12 protein-coding genes are annotated in these 14789 nt (G+C 23.6%); 4 read left to right on the top strand and 8 right to left on the bottom strand.

The genetic code is table 11. From position 1 onward, the window contains the following. Positions 1–2 precede the first annotated feature (2 nt). The gene (gene bioA / locus D9V62_RS01475) at positions 3–1289 is read right to left on the bottom strand and encodes an adenosylmethionine--8-amino-7-oxononanoate transaminase (RefSeq protein ID WP_158340044.1); all 1287 of its coding nucleotides are present in this window, start codon (positions 1287–1289) and stop codon (positions 3–5) included. Between the two features lie 79 nt (positions 1290–1368). Between bioA and bioB the strand changes: the two genes are divergently transcribed. Together bioB and bioD are read left to right on the top strand one after the other, a co-directional pair. Continuing rightward, positions 1369–2391, top strand: coding sequence for a biotin synthase BioB (bioB, locus tag D9V62_RS01470; RefSeq protein WP_158340043.1), 1023 nt, complete (start codon positions 1369–1371; stop codon positions 2389–2391). A gap of 199 nt (positions 2392–2590) precedes the next feature. Beyond that, positions 2591–3295 carry a dethiobiotin synthase gene (bioD, locus tag D9V62_RS01465; RefSeq protein WP_158340042.1) on the top strand — a complete coding sequence of 235 codons (705 nt, stop codon included), beginning with the start codon at positions 2591–2593 and terminating at the stop codon, positions 3293–3295. A 58-nt stretch (positions 3296–3353) separates the two neighbouring features. Here bioD and glyA read toward each other — a convergent pair whose 3' ends face one another. The 4 genes from glyA to rlmN all read right to left on the bottom strand — a co-directional run bounded on the left by glyA (position 3354) and on the right by rlmN (position 8283). Next, positions 3354–4607: a serine hydroxymethyltransferase gene (gene glyA / locus D9V62_RS01460; RefSeq protein WP_158340041.1), complete on the bottom strand. Its 1254-nt coding sequence runs from the start codon at positions 4605–4607 to the stop codon at positions 3354–3356. A gap of 59 nt (positions 4608–4666) precedes the next feature. Continuing rightward, on the bottom strand, positions 4667–5944 hold the full coding sequence (gene hisS, locus D9V62_RS01455) for a histidine--tRNA ligase (RefSeq protein ID WP_158340040.1): 1278 nt from the start codon (positions 5942–5944) through the stop codon (positions 4667–4669). A gap of 40 nt (positions 5945–5984) precedes the next feature. Then, the gene (ispG, locus tag D9V62_RS01450; RefSeq protein WP_158340039.1) at positions 5985–7100 is read right to left on the bottom strand and encodes a flavodoxin-dependent (E)-4-hydroxy-3-methylbut-2-enyl-diphosphate synthase; all 1116 of its coding nucleotides are present in this window, start codon (positions 7098–7100) and stop codon (positions 5985–5987) included. Positions 7101–7200: 100 nt separating this feature from the next. Then, positions 7201–8283 carry a 23S rRNA (adenine(2503)-C(2))-methyltransferase RlmN gene (gene rlmN, locus D9V62_RS01445; RefSeq protein ID WP_158340038.1) on the bottom strand — a complete coding sequence of 361 codons (1083 nt, stop codon included), beginning with the start codon at positions 8281–8283 and terminating at the stop codon, positions 7201–7203. Between the two features lie 210 nt (positions 8284–8493). Here rlmN and D9V62_RS01440 point away from each other — a divergent pair, with 210 nt between their 5' ends. Continuing rightward, positions 8494–9300, top strand: coding sequence for an inositol monophosphatase family protein (locus D9V62_RS01440; protein ID WP_158340037.1), 807 nt, complete (start codon positions 8494–8496; stop codon positions 9298–9300). 4 nt (positions 9301–9304) lie between these two features. Here D9V62_RS01440 and topA read toward each other — a convergent pair whose 3' ends face one another. From topA to D9V62_RS01425, 3 genes are all read right to left on the bottom strand, one after another. Beyond that, entirely contained in the window at positions 9305–11872 is a 2568-nt protein-coding gene (gene topA / locus D9V62_RS01435; RefSeq protein WP_158340036.1) for a type I DNA topoisomerase, read from the bottom strand. A gap of 128 nt (positions 11873–12000) precedes the next feature. Next, positions 12001–12735 (bottom strand): pseudouridine synthase, encoded by a 735-nt coding sequence (locus tag D9V62_RS01430; RefSeq protein ID WP_158340035.1) that lies wholly within the window; start codon positions 12733–12735, stop codon positions 12001–12003. Beyond that, entirely contained in the window at positions 12704–13633 is a 930-nt protein-coding gene (locus D9V62_RS01425) for a DMT family transporter (RefSeq protein WP_158340034.1), read from the bottom strand. The genes D9V62_RS01430 and D9V62_RS01425 overlap by 32 nt, the downstream gene beginning before the upstream one ends. A gap of 143 nt (positions 13634–13776) precedes the next feature. Here D9V62_RS01425 and trpD point away from each other — a divergent pair, with 143 nt between their 5' ends. Continuing rightward, positions 13777–14787 carry an anthranilate phosphoribosyltransferase gene (gene trpD / locus D9V62_RS01420; RefSeq protein ID WP_158340033.1) on the top strand — a complete coding sequence of 337 codons (1011 nt, stop codon included), beginning with the start codon at positions 13777–13779 and terminating at the stop codon, positions 14785–14787. Positions 14788–14789: the final 2 nt, after the last annotated feature.

Raw genomic sequence — 14789 nt, 5'->3', positions numbered from 1 at the left:
TTTTAAATAAATAAGTTATTTTCATTTAAAGATTTTTTAATAACATTGATAAGTGTTTTCAAATTATTGATACTGATGATATAAGGTGGTACAATATAAATTAATTTTTTAAAAGGTCTAATCCAAACACCGTTTTTTACAAAAAATTTTTGTATTAGTTCTAAATTAACTTGTTGTTTACATTCAACCACACCTATAGCACCTAAAACACGAACATCGATTACTCTTGAATGATCAATTAAGGGTAATAAACTTTTACATAGCTCTTTTTCAATATTAATAACTTGCTTTTTCCATTCGTTTTTTTCTAAAATTTTTATATTAGCATTAGCTACAGCACATGCTAATGGATTACCCATATATGTTGGTCCATGCATAAAACAACGAGTATTACTATTGCTGATAGTGTTAGCAATATCTCGTGAAGTTAAAGTTGCAGCTAGTGTTATTGTACCTCCTGTCATAGCTTTACCTAAACATAAAATATCAGGAATAACATTAGCATGTTGAAAGGCAAAAAATTTTCCAGTCCGACCAAATCCTGTAGCAATTTCATCAAAAACTAATGGGATTGAATGATATTTACATAATTCTTCAACTTTTTTCAAAAATATAGGATGATAAAACCTCATCCCGCCTACACCTTGTACTATTGGCTCTAATATTACACCAGCTATTTTAAATGCATTTTTTTCTATTATTTTTTGAAACGATATAATATCATTAGCATTCCATTGTTGGTGAAAATCTGAACTAGGGGCATTTGCAAATAAATTTTTTGGTAAAAATCGATGATATATTTTATGCATAGAATTGTTAGGATCAGAAATAGACATAGCACCAAAAGTATCACCATGATAAGAATTCCGAATAGTTAATATTTTTATTCTATTTTGTCCTAAAGATTCCCAATATTGTATAAGCATTTTTATTGCAACTTCAATAGCTATTGATCCAGAATCTGAAAGAAAAACACAATCTAATTTTTCTGGAGTTAATTTAATTAATTTTTTACAAAGTAAAATAGCTGATGGATGCGTTATTCCTCCAAACATAACATGCGACATTTTTCTTATTTGTTTTTTCAAAGATTTATTTAGTATAGGATGGTTGTATCCATGTATAGTAGACCACCATGAAGACATGCCATCTATTATATTTTTTCCATTTTTTAACTTTAAATATACCCCTTTAGCTGATATAACAGAATAGCAAGATAGTGGATTTGTAATAGAAGAATATGGATGCCAAATATGTTTATAATCGAATAATATATCAGATTGACTCATTATGATTTATATATAAAAATATTAAATATCTTATTATAAGCATTTAATTAAATAAAATCCTATTTTTTTTGGAGATTATATGAAACAAAAATGGACTCTAGAAGATACAAAATTATTATTTAATAAACCTTTTTTTGATCTTATATTTGAAGCTCAAAAAAAACATCGCGAATATTTTAATCCCAATAAAATACAAATTAGTACGTTATTATCTATTAAAACTGGTGCATGCCCAGAAGATTGTAAATATTGTCCACAAAGCGCTAGATATAAAACAGGATTAAAAAAAGAACCATTATTAGAATTAAAACAAATTTTAAAATCTGCAAAACATGCTAAAAATTCAGGTTCTACTCGTTTTTGTATGGGTGCTGCATGGAAAAATCCTAATGACAGAGATATGCCATATTTAGAAAAAATTATTAAAGCAGTAAAAAAAATGGGTATGGAAACTTGTATGACTTTAGGAACAATTAATAATATTCAAGCAAAAAAATTATCAAATGCAGGTTTAGATTATTATAATCATAATTTAGATACATCTGCTAAATTTTATAAAAATATTATTACTACAAGAACATATGAAGAACGTTTAAAAACTTTAAAAGTAGTTCGTGATGCAGGTATGAAAGTTTGTTCAGGAGGAATAATTGGTCTTGGAGAAAAAATACAAGATCGAATGGAATTATTAATGCAATTATCTAATCTTCCTGTACAACCGGAAAGTGTTCCAATAAATATGTTAGTCAAAATTCCAGGAACACCGATGGAAAATAACTTAGATGTAGAACCATTTGATTTTATCCGAGTTATAGCAGCTACTCGCATTATGCTTCCAAAATCTTATATTAGATTATCAGCAGGACGAAAGGAAATGAATGATCAAACACAAGCGATGTGTTTTATGGCTGGAGCAAATTCTATTTTTTATGGATGTAAATTATTAACTTCTAATAATCCTAAAGAGGAGAGTGATTTAAAGCTGTTTCAAAAATTAAATCTATTTCCTGAATATAAAAAACAAAATTTAACAGAAGAAAATAATTTTAATTTAAATGCTACTAAGATAAATAAAGAAAAATATTATAATGCTGGAATTTAAATAATTTTTTAAAATTTTAAATAAAAAATTATTTCTTAAGTAACCAACCACTATATTCTTGTATTGATTTAATATTCAAATACATAGAATAAACTGGTTTGAGTTACCTGATTTAAAATTTATATATTTTATATATTTTAAAAGCAAATTATATTTAAAATTAACATAAAATTTATTAATAAAATACAAAAAAATAATTATGATAAAAAAATTTTTTATTACTGGTACTGATACAAATATAGGAAAAACTACGATAAGTAGTATTTTATTAAAAAAAGCAAGTAATTACGGTTATAAAACAGCAGGTTACAAACCAATATCTTCTGGAATTAAAAAGTGTAATAATATAGTTTCAAAAATTATTAAAAAAAAATCTCAATTTGTCAATGAAGATACTTCTATTTTACAAAAAAATAGTTCTGTCTATTTAACTAATAAAGAAATTAATCCAGTTTCATTTCTTGAAAATGCTCCACCTAATATATTAAGTATCATTAATAATAAAAAAATAAATAAAAAATATTTATCTTTAGGTTTAAAAAAAATTACTACAAAATCTGATTGGATTTTAATTGAAGGAGCTGGCGGATGGTATACACCTATTTCTAATAAAAATACTTTTTCAGATTGGGTTAAAAAAGAAAAATTAACAGTTATTTTAGTTGTAGGAATAAAATTAGGATGTATTAATCATGCAATTTTAACTGAAAAAGCTATTCTTGCAGATAATTTAGTATGCGCAGGATGGATTGCTAATAATATTTTTCCAAGTGATAAATATACTTCATATTATATCCAAACTTTGTTAAGTTATATTAAGTCGCCATTATTAGGAATAGTTCCTTATTTAAAAAATATAAATGAAATAAATATTAATAAAATAAAAATTGAATTACCTGAATAAACTATATTTGTAGCAAAATTAATATTATATTTAACAAAGATGGATATGTTTATACAATTTAAATATAAACAGGATATTTAGAACAAAGTTTTAATACTTTATTTTTTATTTCAAAAATATTTTTTGTATTATTAATATTATTTAAAATACTTATTATCCACAATGCAACTTGTGAAACTTCTAATTCTTTAAAACCTCTTCTTGTAACCGCAGGTGTACCAATACGTATACCTGAAGTGATAAAAGGACTTCTAATATCATTTGGAATTGTATTTTTATTAACAGTAATATTAGCTTTTCCTAAAGCAAGGTCCGCATCTTTACCTGTAATTTTTTTATTCGTTAAATTTATGAGAAATAAATGATTAAAGGTATTTCCTGAAATAATTTCATATCCCTCTCTTAAAAATACTTGAACCATCATCTTAGCATTTTTTAATATTTGTTTTTGGTATGTTTTAAAACTTGGTTCTAAGGCTTCTTTAAAAGCAATTGCTTTCCCTGCAATTACATGCATAAGTGGCCCACCTTGTCCACCCGGAAAAACAGATAAATCTAATTGATTATAAAATTCTTTATTTCCATTCTTAGCAAGAATAATACCCCCCCTAGGCCCAGCTAAAGTCTTATGCGTAGTACTAGTAACAACATGTGCACAATCTATTGGATTTGGATAAAGATTTGTAGCAACTAATCCAGCAACATGCGATATATCTACAACTAAATAAGCATTAACTTCATCTGCAATGTTTCGCATTTTTAACCAATCACAAATACCGGAATATGCTGAAAAACCTCCAATTATCATTTTAGGTCGATATTTTTTTGATAATTTTAATATTTCTTCATAATCAATTGTTCCGCTTTGATCAACTCCATATGTAATAGCTTTATATAATTTACCTGAAAAATTTACAGAAGAACCATGTGTTAAATGACCTCCATGAGATAATTTAAGCCCTAAAATTATATCTCCTGGTTTTAACAATGCTGTATAAACAGAAAAATTAGCTTGAGAGCCCGAATGAGGTTGAACATTTGCATAATCAGCATTAAATAATTTTTTTGCACGTTCAATTGCCAATTGTTCTATAACATCTATATGTTCACAACCACCATAATATCTTTTTCCAGGATAGCCTTCTGCATATTTATTAGTTAATTGAGAACCTTGCGCATACATGACATAAGTACTAGCATAATTTTCTGATGCGATTAACTCTATATGATTTTCTTGTCTTTCTTGCTCTTTATACATAGCCATCCATAATTCTGGATCATATTTTTCAAACTCTATTTGTTTATTAAACATTTTTTTCCTAAAATAAAAGTTTAAATTAAATTTAAAAATAATTAATTTTTTTAAAAAAATTATTTTTTAAAAATATTATTAATTTTGAGCATTAACTCATTTTTAATAAGATAAAATTCTTTTTGTGTTGATAATTCTTTTATTAAATAACATTTTTTTTTAATTTCATTCGAACCTATTAAAATAACAATCCGAGATAATGATTCAACAGCATGTTTTATCTTTTTTGAAAGACTACAATTTGAAAAACTTACAAATATTTTTAAATGAGGATATATATCTCTTATTTCTTCTGACAAATTAATAGCATGAATTTTATTTTCTTCTCCTATAAAAATAATATAAATATTAATTTGTTCTGTTTGAATGGAAAATATATTTAAAGATTTCATTAACAAAACTAAACGTTCAATTCCTATAGCAAATCCTATTGCTGATGTTTTTATACCCCCTAGGTCTTGAACTAAAGAATCGTATCTACCTCCAGCACAAATAGTATTTTGAGATCCTATTCTATGACTTTTCCATTCAAATACAGTATCATTATAATAATCTAGTCCTCTGATTAAATTAGGATTATATTTATATTTAATACCATATGAATTAATCATCTTACATAGATTATTAAATTTAATTAATGATTTTTCATTAATATATTTATTTAATAATGGAGCTTTTTTTAATATATGTTGAACATTTAAATTTTTAGAATCTAAAATACGAAATGGATGAGAATATAAACGTTTTTTAGATTCTTCATCTAAAAAAGATTTATTTTTTTCAAGAAATAAAACTAATTCTTTTTGATATCTAATACGATCTAATTGAGAACCAATTGAATTTATTTCTAACATTAGATGTAAATCAATACCAAGAATTTTCCATAAACGATTTGTTAATAAAATTATTTCTAGATCAATATCTATTGTTTTTAATCCAAAAACTTCTACACCTAGTTGATAAAATTGACGATATCGTCCTTTTTGAGGTCGTTCGTATCGAAACATAGGTCCTAAATACCAAAATTTTAGTTTTTTTTTGTATAATAAATTATTTTGTATTATAGATCGAACACAACCTACAGTTCCTTCAGGTCGTAAAGTTAAACTATTGCCTTTTTTATCATAAAATGAATACATTTCTTTTTCGATAATATCTGTAACATCACCAATAGCTCTTTGAAAAATTTCTGTTTTTTCTAGTATAGGTAGATTAATTTCTTCATAAGAATAACTATTTAAGACTTGTTTAAAAATTTTTTTTAATTTATTCCAAATATCTAAATCTTCAGAAAAATAATCATGCATTCCTCTGATTGAATTAATTTGTTTATTCACTATGATCTCTTATTTATAAATATATATACATTTCTAATAATTAGATATCAGTTTTGTTTATAATTTTTAATTTTTTTAATTCATTTGATTTTTTTCGAATATATATTTCTAGTTCCTCAACTATATTTTTATTATTTAATTTATTTTTTTGACGTATACCGTTTTCATATAACCCACTTGTTTTATATCCTCCAGTTACTCCTAAATCAGCCATTTTTGCTTCTCCTAGACCATTTACAACACATCCAATAATAGAAATATTCATAGAAGTTTCAATATCTTCTAATTTTTTTTCTAATTCTTCTACCACTTTAATAACATCAAATTCTTGTCTGGAACAAGTAGGACAAGCAATAAAATTAATACCTCGAAACCTAATTCCTAAAACTTTTAAAATATCATAACCTACTTTTACTTCTTCTACTGGATTAGCGGCCAATGAGATTCTTAAAGTATCTCCAATACCATCTGATAATAATGCAGCAATACCAATAGACGATTTAACTGTACCATTACGAAAACTTCCTGATTCTGTTATTCCTATATGTATAGGTTGTGTAATTTTTTTAGATAACATTTTATTGGCTTCAATTGCGGAAAAAACATCAGATGTTTTTACACTAACTTTAAATTGATTAAAATTTAAACTATCTAAATATTCTACATTTCTTATAGCAGATTCTACTAAGGCTTCTGGGATAGGAGATCTATATTTTTTTAATATATCATGTTCTAATGAACCAGAATTAACACCTATCCTAATCGGAATATTATTATGTTTAGCACAACTAACTATTTCATTAATTTTTCTTTTTTTACCAATATTTCCAGGATTAATTCTTATGCAGTCAGCACCATATTCTATAGATTTAATGGCTAATCTATAATCAAAATGTATATCTGCTATTAATGGAATATTTATTTTTTTTTTAATTATTTTAAATGCCTCTGCAGCTTCTTGTGTTGGAATAGAAATTCTTACAATATCAACTCCTACTTTTTTTAATTGATGAATCTGATTAATTGTATCTACAATATCTGTTGTTTTTGTATTTGTCATAGATTGTACAGAAATAGGAGCATTATTTCCAATAGGTATATTTCCTACATAAATACGATCAGACTTTCTTCTATTAATAGTTTTATATTTATTCATTTTATTATATATATTTTTTAAAAATTAAAAAAATTTAATTTTAAATTATTAATTATAAAATTTCAAAGAAAATTATATAATATATAATATTGTTTAAATTTTATAAATGATTTTTACTACGATTGATCATATTTCCTGTTAATTGACCACAAGCAGCATTAATATCTTCACCTCTATTCTTTCTAATTGTCGTATTAAATCCTTTTTGCCTTAAAATATTTGCAAAAATATTGATTTTATCCGGTGTACTAGATATAAAACTCGAATTTTTAAAAGAATTCCAAGGAATAAGATTAATTTTACTAGGTACTTTTTTTAAAATACAAGCTAATTCTTCAGCATTTTGATTAGAATCATTAATATTTTGAAGCATTACATATTCTATAGTAACACCATTTCGATTTGCATTAGAGTGTTTTAAATATCTAGATACTGCGGTTAAAAGAGACTCAATATTATATTTTTTATTAATTGGCATAATAAGATTTCTAATATAATTATTTGGAGCATGTAAAGAAATTGCTAAGTTAATATCAATTTTTTGACTGAGTTTATTTATTGCTGGTACAATTCCTGAAGTTGATACAGTAATACGACGTTTGGATAATCCGAATCCATTTTTATTTAAAATAATTTTTAACGCTGAAACAACATTATTTAAATTTAACAATGGTTCACCCATTCCCATAAATACTATATTAGTTATTTTTTTATTATCTATTCTTTTTTTAGCTTGTAAAATTTGCGAAATAATTTCAGATACTGTTAAATTTCTATAAAATCCTTGTTTTCCTGTAGCACAAAAATCGCATTTTAAAGCACAACCGATTTGCGATGAAACACAAAGAGTAGATCGTTTTTTTTCTGGTATATAAACTGTTTCTATTTTTTTATTGTTTAAAAATGTAATCCATTTCATTGTACCGTCAAATGATATTTGTTCTTCTGAAAAATTTGATATCTTTAAATAAGAAGTTTGATTTAGTTTTTCTCTAATATTTTTACTAATATTTAACATTTTATTAAAATCAAAACAATTATGACTATAAATCCATTGCATAATTTGTTCCGAAGTAAAATTCTTTGCTCCTATAGATTTAAGAAATAATTGAATTTGTTTAGGACTTAAATTTAATAAATTAATTTTAGAATTAACAATATTTAAATTGATATTTGTATTCATTTAAAACACCTGAATCAAAAATAATTATTTTATCTATATTCCAGTAAGTATAAAAAAATAATATTAAAATAAATTGAATTAACGTTTAATTGTTATAACATAAACTAATTTAAAAGATTTAAAATATTAAATATATTTAAATTATGATATTATTATTTTAATAATAAAATATATATCTTAAATAAATTATTTTAAAATTAGGAGAATTTAATGCACCCGATGTTAAATATTGCAATTCGTGCTATTCGAAAGGGAGGGAATATTATTGCACAAAATTATGATGCTCAAAAATTTATTAAAGAAGATTTCGAAAAAAAACAGTATTTTATTAAAAAAGTAATGTACAAAACATATCAAACAATTAGTGAAATTATTTATAAATATTACCCAAATCATATAATTATTAAAAAAAATACTAATTATATTTTTAATGATAAAAAAATTTTATGGATTATCAATGAATTAGATGGTAAAAAAAATTTTATTAAAAATTTTCCACATTTTTGCATATCAATAGCAGTAATAATAAAAAAAAATACAGAAATATCAGTAATATATGATCCTATAAAAAATGATTTATTTACCTCTGTTCGAGGTCAAGGTTCACAATTAAATGGATATCGTACTCGATGTGCTAATATAAATAGTTTAAGTGATACTACAATATCAACAAATCTAATATTCCAAGAAATACAGTTTAAATCTTATTTCAAGATATATAAAAAATTAATTTTATCTGGTATTTCATTTAGATATACTGGATCAACTTTACTTGATTTAGCATATGTATCTTCTGGTAGAATAGATTGTTTAATCGTTAACTGTGATTCATTAAATTCTCCTAATTTTATTGCTGGACAAGCACAAGCATTAGAATCTGGATGCTTAACAAGTAACTTTCAAGAAAAAAATGTAGATCTTAATCTAAATTTAACTAGTAGTTCTAAATTTATCAAATTAATTACTGAAAAAATACGTGAATGTTATGTAGTTAGTAAAGATATAACATTAAGTTAATTTATTATGATTTATTAGAAATCAACCATTTATTTTTAACAAAAAATGCTGACCAACCTGTGAATTTACCTTCTTTTTTCGAAGCAATATATTGTTTTTTATTTAGTTTGTCAAAACAAACGATCGTTTTATTTCCTTCTTTATCTGTTTTTGGAGCATCAGCTAAATAATGTAATTTCTTAGGTAATAAATGTTTAAATTGAGCTAATTCTTCAACAAGGGGAGATCTTGTTTCTCTTGATTTAGGAAAAGTATGAGCAGCAAAAAAAATACCAGATATTCCTTCTCGCAAAACAAACCATGCATCAGATTTAATACAGGATATATCCGGAAATGGAATAGGTTCTAATTTAGGTTGTGCTATTTCACCATTAGATAAAATTTTTCTTGTATTTTTACACATTTTATTAACACACATAAAAAATTTACCAAATTTTCCTATTTTTAATAACATATTATTTTTACATTTTTCACAATATAATGTTTTAGATAAATAAATAGGACTTTCAAACTTTCCTTTTTTAATATAAAAAATTGTACATATAGGACTATTTGTACAAATATAAATTTTTAATTTGTCATTAATTAAATATTCATCCATTATAATATGACATTTTTCACATTTTCTTTTTAATTTTTTAATTGTCATATTATCTTTATTAATCAAATTAGCATCATTTAATGAAATTAAATTTATAGTATTTTTACAACGTTCTTTGGGTTTTAAATTATATCCTGAGCAACTTAAAAATACACCTGTAATAGCTGTTTTAATACCCATTTTTTTATTACAAATAGAACAATTAATATTTGTTAAAATAGTAATGTTATTTGCCATTCCACCTTCTTCTGGGGGTTTTTTTGCTTGCTCAAATTGTTTAGAAAAATTTTCAAAAAATATATTAAGTACATTTTTCCAAGAAATTTTATTATCAGAAATTTGATCAAGTTTTTTTTCCATACGAGCAGTAAAATCATAATCAACTAAATCAGTAAAACATTTTTTTAATTGATTAATAAGAATCGCACCTATTTTAGTAGCATAAAATTTATTATTTTCAATTTTTAAATATCCTTTATCTTTTATTTTTGTAATTATACTTGCATAAGTTGAAGGTCTTCCAATCCCTTTTTTTTCTAATTCCCGAACTAATGATGCTTCATTAAATCTTGGAGATGGTTTAGTAAAAATTTTAGTTGGTAAAATTTTTTCTATAAATAAAATATCACCTACGTTAATTTCTGAAAAATTACATGTAATTATATTTGATTTTTGTATTATTTTTGTCCAACCTTTAAATAGTATAATATTTACAGATGTTTTTAATTTAAATTTATCTGTAATTACTTTTATTATAATAGATTTATATTTTTTTGATTTCATTTGACAAGCTATAAAGCGATTCCAAATTAATTTATATAATTTAATAGCATCAGAACTCATTCTATTTTGATTAATTGTAGTTACTTCTACATCTGTAGGACGGATTGCTTCATGCGCTTCTTGGGAATATTTTTTATTAAGATATATATTAGGTTTTATAGGTAAAAAGTTATTACCATAATAATTTTTTATATAATTTCTTGCTTTTTTAATTGCATGATTACTTAAGAAAAAAGAATCAGTTCTCATATAAGTTATATATCCTTCTTCATATAACTTTTGAGCTAAAAACATAGTTTTTTTTACGCTAAAACCTAAATGAAGACTAGATGATTGTTGCAAAGTAGAAGTAATAAAAGGAGCAGGTGGTTTTTGATATAAAATTTTATCTTTTCGATCAGTCACGTAGAAAGATTGATGTTTAATTTTTTCAATTATTAAGTTTACTTTTTTTTCATTGTTTAAAGTAATTTTTTTATTTTTATAATGCGTAAGTTCTAAAACAATATTTTTTTTTTCAGATGTAAGGAAACTAATATTGATTTTCCAATGTTCTTTTGCTATAAAATTTTTTATTTCTTCTTCTCGTTCTACAACAATTCTAACAGCTACTGATTGTACTCGACCTGCAGACAAACCTCTACAAATTTTTTCCCATAATAAAGGAGAAATCATATATCCTACAATTCGATCCATAAATCTACGAGCTTGTTGTGCATAAACTCGATTCATATTAATTTGACCAACATTTTTAAAAGCTTTCTCGATTGAATGTTGAGTTATTTCATTAAATACTACACGAATAAATTTAGAAGAATCTCCTCCGATAACTTCTTTTAAATGCCAAGCTATTGCTTCTCCTTCTCGATCTAAATCTGTAGCAAGATATATACGATCAACGTTTTTTGCAATATTTTTTAGTTCATTAACAATTTTTTCCTTACCAGGTAAAATGTGATATTCAACGTTCCAATTTTTATATGGATTAATCCCCATTTTCTGAACTATAAATTGTTTTTGATAATATTCTGAAAAAGAATTTTTCTTTTTTTTTCTTTTTTTAGATTGATTACTTAATAAGTCTCGTACATGACCAACACTAGATTTTACTATATATTTATCACCTAAATATTGGTTTATAGTTTTTGCTTTAACTGGTGATTCAACTATAACTAGAGATTTATACATTTTTTAATCCAATGAATAATATAAATATCGTGATAAGTATAATGATTAAAATTTATATTTTACAATTTTTTTAAAATATTTAAAATATAAACATAAAAATATAAATTTTATTAAATAACTTAAATTTATTATTTAATTAAATTACATAAATTATTTAATGATGTGTAATTTAATTTTTTCCAATCTCCTTCTTTTAAATTTTTTGGCAAACAAATATTTCCATACCGTATTCTAATTAATTTATTTACTTGACATTTTATTGCATTAAAAATTAATCTAATTTCTCGATTTTTACCTTCACATAAAATACCCTTAAACCATTTGTTTTTACTTTTATAATTAAAAATTGGTTGAATACTTTTAAATGAAATATAATCGTCTTTAATTTTAACTCCTTTTTTTAAAATATCTATTGTATTTTTATTTATTTTACCAAAAACACGTATATAATATTCACGTTCAATTTGGCTTTTTGGATGCATAAGTTTATTTGCTAAATTTCCATCATTTGTAAATAATAATAATCCCTTAGTATTTATATCCAATCGACCAATATTAATCCATCTACTAAAATTCAAATCAGGTAATTTATCAAATACAGTTGGTCTTTTTTTTGGATCGTTTCTAGTACAAATTTCACCTATAGGTTTATTATAGATAATAATTTTTAATTTTTTATTTGTTTTAAAAACTATTTTTTGTTTATTAAGAAAGACTTCTCCAGGATTTTTTTTATCTAAATATTGCCCAATAATTGCTTTTTTTCCGTTTATCAATACATTTCCTTCTTTAATTATTGATTCTATATAACGACGAGAACCATATCCTAAATCAGAAAGTATTTTTTGTATTTTTTCTTTCATCAATACACCTTTTAATATTTTTAAAAAAATTTATAGGAAGTAATGTTAATAATATTCCTATAAAAAGAGGTAAAACACACCATAATTTATATAAAAAAAATGTTTTTTTAAATAAATAAATTTCTAAAATATAAGAAATTAATGGAAAAATTAAAAAAACAGTAGAAGCATAAAATGAACTTACTTTTTGCTGTAAATAAAAATAAGATAAAATACCAAAAATACCAGAAAAATCTCCAAGATAAAAAATAGCTAGAATTGACTTATAAGAAAATGAATGAATATTAGGATGTTCTAAAAACCAAGAAATAGTTGATAAAAATACTCCAGATATTAAAGATGGTAATGCGTTAAATGTAATAACAGAAACATTAGTGCATTTTCTTTGGCATACTATATAAATTAATGCATGACTAAGTAATGCTAATATTAAAGCTAAAACACCCTTCCATTGAATAAAGTGTTCTGATTTTAAATATATTAATAAAATAAAAAATAATGTAACTAAAGCAATAAATATACCAATTTTTTTAATTAAATCTATTTTTTTTTTTAAAAAAAAAGCAGAAAGCATTAATACAATAACTGGCATATTTGAAAAAATAACTGAAGCAATAGAAGAACTTACATGTTTTCCTCCATATAGCATTAGCGTAAAAGGTATTGAAAAATAAAATAAAGAAATAAGAATTTGAAAATTTCTTTGACCATACGGAAATAATAGGGGTACCTTCGTAATATAAGCAAGTATAATAAGTAAAGGAGAAGCAATTAAAAATCGTATCCCAGTAGCAAATAATGGTGGGATTGTTTCTACAGCAATTTTCATAGCTATCCAAGTAGTTCCCCAAGTAATGGAGACCAAGGAAAATAATAATATTATTATTATTTTTTTCATTTTAAATTTCCAATAATAAAATTGTGATATATAACGTATTATAAATAAAGTTTTTTAAATTTAAATTGAATTATTTAACTCAATCGATTATTGTAAAAAATCAAAAAATATTAATTTCAAATTAAAATTTTAAAAGGTGATCAATGCAAAATATATTTAAAAAAATTTATAAATTAGAATGTTTAAATCAAGAAGAAAGTTATCGATTATTTGGATCCATTACTTCTGGTAAAATAAATGAAATACAATTAGCATCTATTATAACTGCTATGCATGTTCGTAATGAATCAATGGAAGAAATATTAGGTGCAATTTATGCTTTTTTAGAAACAATGAAGTTATTTCCTAGACCTAATTATGTATTTTCTGATATAGTTGGCACAGGTGGAGATAACAAAAATACAATAAATATTTCAACCGCTAGTGCTTTTGTTGCTTCTTATTGTGGATTTAAAATTATTAAACACTGTAATCAAGGCGTTTCAAGCACATCAGGTTCATCTAATCTTTTAAAAAAATTTAAAATTAATTTAAATCCATCCTTAAAAAACTCCTTAAAAACTTTAGACAAATTAAATATTTGTTTTTTATTTGCTCCTCAATATCATAATAGTTTTAAACATGTTTCCAATATTCGAAAAATTTTAAAAATTAAAACGATTTTTAATTTATTAGGACCATTTTTAAACCCTTCTCGTCCCTTACTTACAGTAATAGGAGTTTATAAAAAAGATTTAATAAATCCTATGATTAAAATTTTAAAAAAATTAAAATATCAAAGAGGTATTATACTTCATGGTAATGGAACGGATGAAGTAACACTAAATGGTATCACATATATTTCAGAATTATTGAATAAAAAAATTTATTCATATCAATTAGAAGCAAAGGATTTTGGTTTAAAATCGCATCCTAAAGAAATATATAAAATAAATTCTTCGGAAGAAAGCTATGATATTATTAAAAAAATTATGCAAGGAAAAGGAGACAAATTACACGAAGAATTAATTGCTGTAAATGTTGCGATTTTATTAAAAAATTTTGGATATACAAATTTAAAAAATAATACAAAAATGATATTAAATAAAATCCGTAGTGGTGAAATTTATAAACATATAATTAAAATTTCTAATATGCTAAAAGAAGATAAATAAAT

The sequence above is a fragment of the Buchnera aphidicola (Aphis helianthi) genome (assembly GCF_005083845.1).
Classification (GTDB): domain Bacteria; phylum Pseudomonadota; class Gammaproteobacteria; order Enterobacterales; family Enterobacteriaceae; genus Buchnera; species Buchnera aphidicola_AW.
This window is presented reverse-complemented; position numbering and strand designations above follow the sequence as displayed.

Bases quoted from the DNA above. Each gene is read 5' to 3' on its own strand.
- bioA (WP_158340044.1), bottom strand. From the start codon at position 1,289: ATGAGTCAATCTGATATATTATTCGATTATAAACATATTTGGCATCCA.
- bioB (WP_158340043.1), top strand. From the start codon at position 1,369: ATGAAACAAAAATGGACTCTAGAAGATACAAAATTATTATTTAATAAA.
- bioD (WP_158340042.1), top strand. From the start codon at position 2,591: ATGATAAAAAAATTTTTTATTACTGGTACTGATACAAATATAGGAAAA.
- glyA (WP_158340041.1), bottom strand. From the start codon at position 4,607: ATGTTTAATAAACAAATAGAGTTTGAAAAATATGATCCAGAATTATGG.
- ispG (WP_158340039.1), bottom strand. From the start codon at position 7,100: ATGAATAAATATAAAACTATTAATAGAAGAAAGTCTGATCGTATTTAT.
- rlmN (WP_158340038.1), bottom strand. From the start codon at position 8,283: ATGAATACAAATATCAATTTAAATATTGTTAATTCTAAAATTAATTTA.
- D9V62_RS01440 (WP_158340037.1), top strand. From the start codon at position 8,494: ATGCACCCGATGTTAAATATTGCAATTCGTGCTATTCGAAAGGGAGGG.
- topA (WP_158340036.1), bottom strand. From the start codon at position 11,872: ATGTATAAATCTCTAGTTATAGTTGAATCACCAGTTAAAGCAAAAACT.
- D9V62_RS01430 (WP_158340035.1), bottom strand. From the start codon at position 12,735: ATGAAAGAAAAAATACAAAAAATACTTTCTGATTTAGGATATGGTTCT.
- D9V62_RS01425 (WP_158340034.1), bottom strand. From the start codon at position 13,633: ATGAAAAAAATAATAATAATATTATTATTTTCCTTGGTCTCCATTACT.
- trpD (WP_158340033.1), top strand. From the start codon at position 13,777: ATGCAAAATATATTTAAAAAAATTTATAAATTAGAATGTTTAAATCAA.